This is a genomic window from Bacillus proteolyticus (genome assembly GCF_001884065.1).
GTDB lineage: Bacteria > Bacillota > Bacilli > Bacillales > Bacillaceae_G > Bacillus_A > Bacillus_A proteolyticus.
This window is the reverse complement of the sequence record NZ_MACH01000023.1, coordinates 1-9,659: the sequence shown is the minus strand read 5'-3', so window position 1 is coordinate 9,659 and position 9,659 is coordinate 1. Positions and strand designations below refer to the sequence as shown.

The 9,659-nt window shown below is 32.6% G+C and carries 16 protein-coding genes and 1 pseudogene; 10 read left to right on the top strand and 7 right to left on the bottom strand.

The annotated features are described in order from the left end of the window. Positions 1–186 (top strand): hypothetical protein (locus tag BAQ49_RS33250; RefSeq protein ID WP_208610844.1); only part of this gene is annotated, 186 nt, incomplete at its 5' end. A 180-nt stretch (positions 187–366) separates the two neighbouring features. Here BAQ49_RS33250 and BAQ49_RS03725 read toward each other — a convergent pair. From BAQ49_RS03725 to BAQ49_RS03715, 3 genes are read right to left on the bottom strand one after another with little or no spacing between them, the layout of a single operon-like run. Continuing rightward, entirely contained in the window at positions 367–741 is a 375-nt protein-coding gene (locus BAQ49_RS03725) for a hypothetical protein (RefSeq protein ID WP_071744241.1), read from the bottom strand. Positions 742–789: 48 nt separating this feature from the next. Continuing rightward, complete coding sequence (locus BAQ49_RS03720) at positions 790–1,131, bottom strand: YolD-like family protein (protein ID WP_071744240.1); 342 nt, start codon at positions 1,129–1,131, stop codon at positions 790–792. Then, positions 1,128–2,393, bottom strand: coding sequence for a Y-family DNA polymerase (locus BAQ49_RS03715; protein WP_071744239.1), 1,266 nt, complete (start codon positions 2,391–2,393; stop codon positions 1,128–1,130). Before BAQ49_RS03715 ends, BAQ49_RS03720 begins: the two co-directional genes overlap by 4 nt. Positions 2,394–2,671: 278 nt before the next feature. Here BAQ49_RS03715 and BAQ49_RS03710 point away from each other — a divergent pair, with 278 nt between their 5' ends. Further along, entirely contained in the window at positions 2,672–3,319 is a 648-nt protein-coding gene (locus BAQ49_RS03710; protein ID WP_071744238.1) for a DUF3967 domain-containing protein, read from the top strand. A gap of 82 nt (positions 3,320–3,401) precedes the next feature. Here the strand turns inward: BAQ49_RS03710 and BAQ49_RS33405 are convergent, their stop codons facing one another. From BAQ49_RS33405 to BAQ49_RS03695, 3 genes are all read right to left on the bottom strand, one after another. Beyond that, positions 3,402–3,623 carry a hypothetical protein gene (locus BAQ49_RS33405; RefSeq protein WP_071744237.1) on the bottom strand — a complete coding sequence of 74 codons (222 nt, stop codon included), beginning with the start codon at positions 3,621–3,623 and terminating at the stop codon, positions 3,402–3,404. A gap of 12 nt (positions 3,624–3,635) precedes the next feature. Further along, complete coding sequence (locus BAQ49_RS33400) at positions 3,636–3,839, bottom strand: hypothetical protein (RefSeq protein WP_071744236.1); 204 nt, start codon at positions 3,837–3,839, stop codon at positions 3,636–3,638. 397 nt (positions 3,840–4,236) lie between these two features. Then, positions 4,237–5,133 (bottom strand): Rpn family recombination-promoting nuclease/putative transposase, encoded by an 897-nt coding sequence (locus BAQ49_RS03695; protein WP_000071773.1) that lies wholly within the window; start codon positions 5,131–5,133, stop codon positions 4,237–4,239. 63 nt (positions 5,134–5,196) lie between these two features. On the opposite strand from BAQ49_RS03695, the gene BAQ49_RS03690 reads away from it, so the two are divergent. The 7 genes from BAQ49_RS03690 to imm48 all read left to right on the top strand — a co-directional run bounded on the left by BAQ49_RS03690 (position 5,197) and on the right by imm48 (position 8,304). Continuing rightward, the gene (locus BAQ49_RS03690) at positions 5,197–5,571 is read left to right on the top strand and encodes a hypothetical protein (protein ID WP_244159068.1); all 375 of its coding nucleotides are present in this window, start codon (positions 5,197–5,199) and stop codon (positions 5,569–5,571) included. Further along, complete coding sequence (locus BAQ49_RS33245; RefSeq protein WP_208610843.1) at positions 5,552–5,680, top strand: Phr family secreted Rap phosphatase inhibitor; 129 nt, start codon at positions 5,552–5,554, stop codon at positions 5,678–5,680. Before BAQ49_RS03690 ends, BAQ49_RS33245 begins: the two co-directional genes overlap by 20 nt. A gap of 71 nt (positions 5,681–5,751) precedes the next feature. Next, on the top strand, positions 5,752–6,219 hold the full coding sequence (locus BAQ49_RS03685; RefSeq protein ID WP_071744235.1) for a DUF6985 domain-containing protein: 468 nt from the start codon (positions 5,752–5,754) through the stop codon (positions 6,217–6,219). 250 nt (positions 6,220–6,469) lie between these two features. Beyond that, positions 6,470–6,925, top strand: coding sequence for a YrhA family protein (locus BAQ49_RS03680; RefSeq protein WP_071744234.1), 456 nt, complete (start codon positions 6,470–6,472; stop codon positions 6,923–6,925). Between the two features lie 240 nt (positions 6,926–7,165). Continuing rightward, the gene (locus BAQ49_RS03675) at positions 7,166–7,570 is read left to right on the top strand and encodes a hypothetical protein (protein WP_244159067.1); all 405 of its coding nucleotides are present in this window, start codon (positions 7,166–7,168) and stop codon (positions 7,568–7,570) included. Between the two features lie 18 nt (positions 7,571–7,588). After that, the gene (locus BAQ49_RS03670; protein ID WP_244159066.1) at positions 7,589–8,158 is read left to right on the top strand and encodes a hypothetical protein; all 570 of its coding nucleotides are present in this window, start codon (positions 7,589–7,591) and stop codon (positions 8,156–8,158) included. Then, complete coding sequence (imm48, locus tag BAQ49_RS32050; RefSeq protein WP_341865866.1) at positions 8,155–8,304, top strand: Imm48 family immunity protein; 150 nt, start codon at positions 8,155–8,157, stop codon at positions 8,302–8,304. Before BAQ49_RS03670 ends, imm48 begins: the two co-directional genes overlap by 4 nt. A 233-nt stretch (positions 8,305–8,537) precedes the next feature. Here the strand turns inward: imm48 and BAQ49_RS03665 are convergent, their stop codons facing one another. Next, on the bottom strand, positions 8,538–9,077 hold the full coding sequence (locus BAQ49_RS03665; RefSeq protein ID WP_071744232.1) for an STM3941 family protein: 540 nt from the start codon (positions 9,075–9,077) through the stop codon (positions 8,538–8,540). A 373-nt stretch (positions 9,078–9,450) separates the two neighbouring features. Between BAQ49_RS03665 and BAQ49_RS03660 the strand changes: the two are divergent. Continuing rightward, positions 9,451–9,588 (top strand): annotated as a pseudogene (locus BAQ49_RS03660) (IS6 family transposase); the annotation flags it as partial. Between the last annotated feature and the right edge of the window lie 71 nt (positions 9,589–9,659).

Below are 9,659 nucleotides of genomic sequence, written 5' to 3'. Positions count from 1 at the left end.
ACGGTTGATATTTTACACAGGAACCGAATGGCTTGGTTTTCGCACTCTATTTTCTTCCTGCAACCTCATATAGTTAGTTTATCAAAAGTTTTTGGCTATGCCAAACTGATATTCATCTCCCACCTACCGTTGGGCTACGCCCTTGACACGCTTGAGGAAGGGGAATTCTTTCGGGGAATTCGTTAAAAACCTCTAATACCTTGTAGGTCTTTATAATTAATTGGAACATCTTCAGAATTTGCATATGCATTTATGCATTCGGAAAAATGCTAAATATCATTTTCTATTTTAAACTCTTGTACGCAAATTAATTTGAACAAACTTTATTCTAAAACAACAAAAGAAGCAAAAAAATATTACTCTTTTTCATTTGAATTCCACATGAAATTTAGTATCAATTATTCCAAAAGCAACTTTACATGGGAATGGGTTTTTGCCTGTTGAAGCAGCACGCATACAAGAAAGTACCCAATATTCCAGTTCTAAAGGCAAGCGGTATACTTGAATACTACCATCATTGTTTTTTACTGAGACGATTGGTGTATTTACCCTGGTTGTAGCAAAACCGTCCGTTGTTATCATTCCTACTGCATCATTAATATGAAAACCAGCGCTTAAAATTTCATAAAGCTTTCCATCTTCCTCATTGATAATCATAGGTATATTTAAATAGGGATAGTTATTTATATCATTATGAATAAAAGTTCTTGCTGTATTCTTTCTTATCGGATTCTCTTGCATTTTATACACTCCTTTATAACTATTCAAACCTAATCACTTAAATCGATTCTATTTTACGTCTATTATATTAGAAAATCGCAGTGTCATCTTATTATAAAAAGCATCGGTACATATGACAGCACTATTTTGCTGGTCAATACCAACAACAGTCATATAGTTAGAGAGTAAATAACCATCTTCATAATATGTAATTAGTATTTCTTCTTCAGATAATAAGGAACAAAGCAACATGTTCTCAATCAGTTCTTTTTCTTCAGTGGTTAAGATCGGCCGAGTTACTTTGTTTTTCTCCTTAATGATTTCACGAATACCAGCAAACTGTTCAGGCATTGCTGCGAATGGAGTCCATTTGACCATTCCTCTTCCTTTCGGCATATTGGCGTTATTCATGCTTTGTGTCCCCCTAATAGTGTGTTTCTGTGTCTAGCTGTAGCGCTATGCGTGTAGGAAATCCCTCGTAAAATACTGTTCTTCCCAAATTTTGTGCGTATTTCATCCATTACTTTTGTTAACTTCATTTCTTGTTCTCGTTTCGTGAGATTATCAAAAAGAGAAATTTGTTCTTCTCCTTCTTGAAGTAGGTTTGTTAAGGATATGTTTATGCTGCGAATGGGTTCGCCAGTATATTGTTGATGTAAAAAGTATGTACAGATATGATAAATATCCATCGTTAGATTTGTTGGGCGGTTTAAAGTATGTGTTTTTCTAATGCCACCTGTATAACTCTTGCTATAACCGACAGAAAAATGGATGGTTTGAGCAAGTTTGTTTTGTCTTCTAAGCCGATAACAAACTTCTTCAATATGTTCCAGTAGAATAATCGGAAATTCTTCTATTGTGTAGTCACGCATTAGAATTTGGCTTTTTCCAATAGAAGTTGTGGCAGGAACATATTTTTCTGAAATGCGACTAAAGTCAATTCCGTGGCTATGTAAGTGTAATTCTTCTCCAATCTTTCCGAAGCTCTGTTTTAAGTATTTAAGGGGATAATTGGCTAAATCTCCAATAGAGTGTATTCCCTTTCGTTTTAACTTTTCTTCTGTTTTATATGATATGCCCCAAAATTTATTAAGTGGTCGTATGCTCCATAGTTTTGCAGGTACATCCTCGTATTTCCAAAAAGCAATCCCGTCTTTGTTCTTCTTAGCTTCAATGTCTAAAGCAACCTTACTCATTAATGGGTTAGGAGCAATTCCGATGGTACATTCAACTCGTGTATGATCGTATATTTCACGTTTGAATTTCATAGCGAATTCGTATGGATCTTGGGCGAATAAATGGATGCTATCGGTAATATCCATAAAAAATTCATCGATGCTGTATTGGTGGAAATCCTCATAAGGAACGTATTGCAAAGCTAATTTTGTTATGTAATTGGAGCATTTAATGTAAGTACCCATAATTGGATTTACAACAAGAATATCTTTTCTACGAGGAATCTCGTATAATCTTGCCATCTTCTTTACACCTAATGCTTTTAATGGTGGGGTTGCAGCTAGAACGATTGAACCATTTCTATTTACATCACCTACTACGGCTAATTTTGTATGCATTGGGTCTAATCCCATTTTGATGCAACTTACTGAGGCGTAAAAGCTTCGTAAATCAACACATAAGATGATTCTATTCGGTAGGATTGAATAGTCATACACTGTGATTCCTCCCCTTCATGAAAGAACGTCCGTTCTTATTATACACGAACTTATGTTCTTTTATGAAGGGGATTTGAAATATAATGTAAAAATGAAATAAAGAATGTTGCAACTATTATATGTTCCCTTTATTAGCAGCCGATTTTTGGCTATAGCGCTATGAGGATATGTTTATTTCCGACAAAACTTTGCAAAGACTGTGCGAGCTTCGTCGATGGATTTTAAGAGGTATTAGCCCTTGGATATGGAATTTTCCTTATAGGAGGTGGCGTAGCGCTATGTCAGAAACTGAGATAGTATATACCAGCAATGAAGTCTATAGTCGTTTGGGGGTAAGTGGCAGCACACTTAGAAAGTATTCGGATGTCTTTGAACGTGAAGGGTATGATGTAAGAAAGAATAGTCGGGGGAGAAGGGAATATACAGAGTTTGATGTTGTACTTATTGAACAGTTAGTAGAGTTGAGTAAGCAAGATGGCATGACTTTAGAAAAAGCTGCGAAAATGATTGCAAAGCAGTTTGGAATCCATAATAAGAAAGAGGAATCCCAGGGGGCAGATCCAGTTCCTTATCAAATGCAGTATCAATTCCAGCAACAATATAGCGCTATGATAGATGAGATTAATAAGGTGCAGCAAGCTAACCTTTTAGAAATGGAAAAGAGACTAGGTGATCGTATAGAGCAAAAGAACAAATTAATCGAAGAAGATATTAAAGAAAGAAATAAATTAATAAAGGAAGACATGAAAGATCGGAAGGAACATGAAGAAAGGATAGAAAAGAGGTTAGAGCTAAGGGATGATAATCTTATGAAGATGGTCAGGGAGATTCAAGATGCAAAACGTACTATTGTATCAGCCCAGGAAGAAATAGCGGCAGCTAGGTTGAAAAAGAAGTCTTGGTGGAAGTTTTGGGGTGATTTATAATTTTATATTTTTATAAAATTATAATGGGATTCAGCCGAGATTTTTCCGTAGAATAAGGAACCCATAAAGGATTCCTTTTACATTATGCCGTTCTATAATCGTTGTTTTTAAGCTTCTTTCTAGTATCCCTAAATGCCAGGATTATTATTATCATACATATTAATTTAAGCCAGCGAAACTCCTGGTGGAACATTAGTCCTGAGAAGAATTCATAAGCATATAAGGAACCAATGACAAGGAACAGCCAGAGCATAAATTTCAAATCTTTTAAATGAAACTTGTAATTATGAATCTTTTTCCACATATGTATACACTCCTAGTCTGTTGAAGTTCTATAATTCTTATTGATGATATCTCGCATGTTTGCGATAAAGAATAGAAGGAATATGATGCCTATGATGCCGCTAACCCAATAATATGTACCTCCAGTTGTGAATTTATCATAGAAGGAGTAGGCGCTCGAGATTACAAGTATTGCTGAGCATATAGTAGAAATTAATAATGAACCGAAACTTCTCATGATGGTCACCTCAATTCTAAAAGTTATGACTTTAAATATAATTATACATATATATATAAAGATTCACAAAGGAATTACGATATAATGTCGAAAAAATAAGAATTATGAGATTTTTTGTTGATTTATGTCGTTTTTAATGCTATACTCATAACAACAAAGAAAGAGAAAATAAAAACCCTTATCTAGTAAGTAATCAGAATTTTTAGTTTTCTCGAATCATTTTACTTCTTGTGCCGTAGAAGTTTGTGCATTTTTTCCACTCTTTCTTTGTTTTACCCTATAAAAGAAAACAACCTGTTTTTATACAGGTTGTTTTCTTTTGTAAAAATTTAATTTGTTGTTTTTATAACGGTTGGGATTACTCTTTTAAAATTAAGAGGTTCTTTTTTGATGTTGATTATTTTTGTTCTAAAATACGTTCAACCTCATCTATGCCTAATTTACTGGCTTTAGCAATCGTTTCAAGTGGTACACCAAGTTCATGCATACCTTTAATCATCTGTATTTTTCCTTGCTGAACCCCTTCTTGAATTCCTTCTTTTTTCCCCTCATTACGAGCATGAGCAAACTTTGCAGCCTCATCCATTAAGGCCTTTTCTCTTGCTTCATATGCTTGACGGAAAGAAGAATCTTGACTCATACGTTCCCACTTATTCATTGCTTTTTGTAAAATCGGATCTTGGTTCATGGCAATGTCCTCCAATGTTTGTGTGAGATACTCATCTTCATTCGCTGGTAATAATAATAACCAACGAACAAACGAATCTTCCCACGGATTAACTTTCTCTTCGCGCCATTGCTGTAGTAACTTTGGAATCTCTACAATATGAACTTCTATATCGTCACTTAATAACTTTTGTTGTTGCTGATTCCAAAGGATTCCTGTTGTATGAAACGCTTCATATTCTGGAAACATCACAAAGTTTAACAAGTTTATGGTAATTGTTTTATGAAGTGAACTATAAGGCATTCCTTTTTGCAATTGAGAGGTGTATAACCTACCCCAATAATATAAGCTTCGTTTGATCATATCGTGATTGTTATTCAATTGTATTTCTACATTTACCTTTGTTCCTGTATTTAATGTAGCCGAAATATCTAAAATTGATAATTTATCTTCTTCATATTCTCGATGCAAATGTGGATCTTCTAATTGTAGGGCAACAATAGGTGATTCTAAAGAATCTTTTAATATGGCATTTAAAAAGGCAACTAAAATATCTTCATTCCCATTTGTGCCAAATAACTGCTTAAATGCAAAATCAATACGTAAATTTACTAATGAATTGGACATGGTTTTCCTCTTCCTGTTTCAGACTATATCTTTACCTTTATTGTACATAAAACTAAAGTCAATATGCAAACAATCCCCTATGACTTATATAGAGATATAGGTCTTTCTCTTAAAGGAATACATTTGAAACGTGAGCGTATTGAGCGAGGAATAAACATCTGTAAACAGCTTGGTATTGAAGAATATTTGCATCATTTCCGTATATTACAAGCATTAAACGATAATGTAGTTGCTTCAAAATTAGAGATTATTATCTTGGAAGGTATTGAATATTTTGAAAAACAAGAAATATCAGAGTATACTAAGGAATATCAAGAACAACTAGCGCATAAGTATTTTGAAGAAAAGAATTACCTTAAATCATGCGAATACTTCGAGTTATCTAGGAAGAAGAATATATTTAAAAAGGGTGATTTAAATGAAGAAACTCCATCGTAAGTCCATTGGGCTATTAGTAGCTATGACATTAATATTTAGTTTACAAGCTCCAGTAAGCAAAGTTATCAAAGATTTTGTTCAATATGCACATGGAAATGGAGGGGGATAATCCTCTCCATTTTCAATTATAAACAAAGCTGAGTATTAAAAAAGAAAGTAAACTAACAAAGGGAGTGCAACATGATAATAAATGATGCAGTTTTTGGGGAACTAGAATATGATTATGTATGGTTTAAGGACACTAATGTTGAGTTTTGTGGAAAAGAAGTTGAAATTTCTTTATCGATAAGCGGTGAAGAGGATGGTGAATTTTTAGAAAAACAATATATAGCATATAATTCATTCATTCAAAACTGGGAGCAACTACAGCATGACATTTTACAACCCTTGTTAGATTATTATAAACAAAAACGATATGAACTTGGTTATGATGATACGTTTAATGAAAATTATCCTTTGATTGAAACGATTGATCAACTTCTTGATAGAATAAGTTTAGTTGGAATTTCTGTACTATATACGAAAAGTCTTGAAGGTAGATATATTGGGTTATCCCTCGACTGTACGTGGGATACAGAAAATGGGTTAGGTATACTTCTAATAAATGAAGAAGTAGATAGAGTAGGATATCAAGATGTTGCAATGTAAACATTACTATTTGTAAGGGATACACATAACAGAATATAAAAATTGTTTTTTTGGAAATTGATAGCAAAGACAGCAGAGATAGATACTAGAAATCCCTGCTGTTTTTTTTATGCAAATGGAAAAATTAATCTTGAAGGTTATTTCTATCGTACATACTATTCTGGGGACAGTAAAATAGTAGATTTTCCTATTCCAAAAGGAGACATTTATCCTCCTAATAAGGAATAAATATTTTTTAGAAGGTGATTATATGTGGAGAGAGCAAGTTAGTCAGATTACCAAAATAAGAGAGAAACGAAATCGAAGACTCAATTTACCTACCAATGAAAACGAGTTATCAAGATTTCATAAATCTGGAGTAGAAAAATTTGGTAAAGATATACTACCACAGCAATACTATGAATTTTTACAAACAGTTAATGGAATTGAATTTAATGGACTTAAAATTTATGGGATTGACCAAAACGTTTTAGATTCTAAGCCAGTAAATCAGGTGGATAGTTTTTTTAATGCCAATGAAACATGGGAGTCAATTAAAGACGAAGATGAGCTGGTTTTTTTTGGAGATTCAGATATAGCTTGGTATTGTTATAATGTTTCTAAAAAAAGTTTTGTTGAACTAGATAAGCCTTCAGGTGAGCATATGGAAACTTTTTGCGATTTTGATACTATGCTTGAATCTGCTTTCTCTGCAGCACTTAGTTAAATGTACAATCCGCCGTCAACTTTTGAAGGATGCAGTTGTGTAGCACACAGAACCTGACAAACCGCTAACTGTTTAAAGGTATGAGATAATAGCAAATGAATCTGGACTAGATAAAGTTCAAGTTGAACAGGGAGATATAAACATTTATACACTCGTTCCTATTTATGAAGAAGAAAGAAATCTGGCGTTGGGAAAGTTGGAGGCGTAGGATCAAACTCTCTGAAAGATGCTTATCAGTTTATGAAGGAGACTGGGGAGAAGCTTTTTGGTAAGGATACGGGTAATATTGGTAAGGGAGCCAGTGGGACTAATGAATTTGATGATATCTTAGTTGATTCATACAAAAATCTGAGGAAAAATAAAGAAATTTCAGGTCAAGCACATCTTTTGAATCAAGATGCTGCTTTTAGAGACTATATTCCAAGAAATGACGGACTTTCTGTAAAATTGGAAGGAAATATATTTAAAGAAATAGATAGCCCCCATTACAATGCTCATAAAAGTTTAGAAGATTTTTGGAATATTTACAGGAAAAATGGAGATCTAGCAGGGCTTAAATCTAATTTAACAGACTATAACAATGCATTGAGAGATTCTTTAATGCAGGGTTATCAGAAGCACAAGCAAACAAAGCAGTTTCAGTAGCGATCAAGCAACAAATACATGCTGGTCTTTTGGTTGATGATTTCGTGCCTAGAATACCAGGGAGAATTAATTTACCAAAACCAAAACCAAAACCTTGATGGAGGAAGTAAAGTGAGATTAGAAAATGAAGTCGTGAAGTCTTTATGTAGAATTGATTTTTTATCACACACTAGAAAATTAGAAATTGATTTTGAGATAGTACCAACTTTAAAATTGGCTAGTAAAAGTATTAATCAATTAAAGTGGGAGAACCTTTGTTTAGATAGGATAGGAGATGTTACTTCACATTTATCAAAGAATTATAAAGAAATGTATAATAAAAATTGGAATAATTTAGCGATGGATATAAAAAAAGAAATTATTCCCATTGCTGATAAAAAATTGTCTGTTCTGATTAGTGAAGGACAACTTTTAGAAAACATGAAAAGTCAAATTTTATTTGATATAATGAATATCGCACTATATAAAAGTTATTCTTTAGTATGCGAGTCTGAATTTTATAATTGTTTATACGAAATATATATAAATGGTTATATTCCATGTGGGTGGACTGAAGAATATCCAAAAGGAAATATAAAAGTTATATGATAAGGAGCGAAGTTTTTTTGAAGAAAATAAAGATTTCCTTAATGAATATTATAAATACTACCATATATAAGGTTTTTAAAATAGATATCAATGATGAACAAGAAAAGCAAATCTTAGGTGCATACCTTTTTGGAATGTACGCGTAAAAGGCGAAAAAGAAAAAGCAAAAGGGATACAAATACATACAAAACTATAAAAAAACGGCAAGCGGATATCACCAGCTTGCCGTTTTTTTATAGCCCAATACATACTCATCAATTAAAGGAGTTATTATTTTAACCTCATATTAAGACTTTATTCCCAAAACTCTTCTTAAAGAAAAAAACTACTTATTTTTAGGTTTTTTCTTTAAGAAGAGTTTTTTATATTTTATATTCCGCTATTTCACTTCGTCTTCATAAACTAAAAAACTTAAATTATACTCTTGCAATTTCTCAAACAATACTTCTCCATCGATTTTTAATAAATTCAAATGAATATTAAACGGTATATATCCAGCACGTTTATTTACTCGATACAATCGTTGTCCCTTTGTTGGTATAGAAGCGGTATATCGATCCTCAATTTCCTCTTCCATTACAATCCCTAAAAACCTTTGCCCTTGGATTTCATAAGGTAAAAGGCCGAATATATCCTTCAAAGCGATTTTTACAGGATATTTAGGATTGTTAATAATCGTAATATATTCCATTTCTAAAATAACGGCCGGTTTCCTCGCAATAATCTTTTGAATGGTTTTCCAAAGTGCAACTAATACAACTAATGCAAGAACTGCAAATAAAATTCCTATTATAAAATTAAGCTCTTCTAATAAAAATGCAAGTGTTACTATAAATAGAAACATCGCTTCTACTGCTAATATTAAAAGTAATACACCTACTACTTTTACCTTTGATTCATACACATAATATTTCTCCATATGATTCTCCCTATTAATCCACTTTAACATTTCAATATATCAGTCGTTGTAATACATAATAAATTTTTTTCTCATAGCCCCTTGTTAGCTAATACTTTGCGAAATTACAAATCTATTTTTATTAAAATGATTACTTCCCCTTCTCAAATATAGGAACTGTATGTACTCATTCTTTGTTGCGCTTCTCTAAAAATCCTAATTTTGTATGTTATAAGTGATAATTTATTAAATATATATTAACATATTTTTCCGAATTCCAATTTAATTACCGAAAAAAATGTGGTTCTGGTGCAAAAACTTAAGGACAATTGCAATGAATCTATAAATCTTGGACATACTGTTACTATTACTTTAGAAAGTGTGCGTGATTGGTATGGAAAAGGAAAATGTATTCAAATGGAAGCATTATCAGCCTGATATTATTTTGTTAACGGTAAGGTGGTACCTACGGTACAATCTCAGTTTTCGTGATTTGGTGGAAATGTTAGAAGAACGGGATTTATCCATTTCTGGTTCTGGTGCGAAAACTTCAAGATAATTGCAGGTAATCTCTAAATCTTGGACATACTGATACTATTACTC

What these genes read in the sequence shown, in the direction of transcription:
- BAQ49_RS03725 (WP_071744241.1), bottom strand. Translation starts at nt 741, where the DNA reads ATGCAAGAGAATCCGATAAGAAAGAATACAGCAAGAACTTTTATTCAT.
- BAQ49_RS03720 (WP_071744240.1), bottom strand. Translation starts at nt 1,131, where the DNA reads ATGAATAACGCCAATATGCCGAAAGGAAGAGGAATGGTCAAATGGACT.
- BAQ49_RS03710 (WP_071744238.1), top strand. Translation starts at nt 2,672, where the DNA reads ATGTCAGAAACTGAGATAGTATATACCAGCAATGAAGTCTATAGTCGT.
- BAQ49_RS33405 (WP_071744237.1), bottom strand. Translation starts at nt 3,623, where the DNA reads ATGTGGAAAAAGATTCATAATTACAAGTTTCATTTAAAAGATTTGAAA.
- BAQ49_RS33400 (WP_071744236.1), bottom strand. Translation starts at nt 3,839, where the DNA reads ATGAGAAGTTTCGGTTCATTATTAATTTCTACTATATGCTCAGCAATA.
- BAQ49_RS03695 (WP_000071773.1), bottom strand. Translation starts at nt 5,133, where the DNA reads ATGTCCAATTCATTAGTAAATTTACGTATTGATTTTGCATTTAAGCAG.
- BAQ49_RS03690 (WP_244159068.1), top strand. Translation starts at nt 5,197, where the DNA reads ATGCAAACAATCCCCTATGACTTATATAGAGATATAGGTCTTTCTCTT.
- BAQ49_RS33245 (WP_208610843.1), top strand. Translation starts at nt 5,552, where the DNA reads ATGAAGAAACTCCATCGTAAGTCCATTGGGCTATTAGTAGCTATGACA.
- BAQ49_RS03685 (WP_071744235.1), top strand. Translation starts at nt 5,752, where the DNA reads ATGATAATAAATGATGCAGTTTTTGGGGAACTAGAATATGATTATGTA.
- BAQ49_RS03680 (WP_071744234.1), top strand. Translation starts at nt 6,470, where the DNA reads ATGTGGAGAGAGCAAGTTAGTCAGATTACCAAAATAAGAGAGAAACGA.
- BAQ49_RS03675 (WP_244159067.1), top strand. Translation starts at nt 7,166, where the DNA reads ATGAAGGAGACTGGGGAGAAGCTTTTTGGTAAGGATACGGGTAATATT.
- BAQ49_RS03670 (WP_244159066.1), top strand. Translation starts at nt 7,589, where the DNA reads ATGCTGGTCTTTTGGTTGATGATTTCGTGCCTAGAATACCAGGGAGAA.
- imm48 (WP_341865866.1), top strand. Translation starts at nt 8,155, where the DNA reads ATGATAAGGAGCGAAGTTTTTTTGAAGAAAATAAAGATTTCCTTAATG.
- BAQ49_RS03665 (WP_071744232.1), bottom strand. Translation starts at nt 9,077, where the DNA reads ATGGAGAAATATTATGTGTATGAATCAAAGGTAAAAGTAGTAGGTGTA.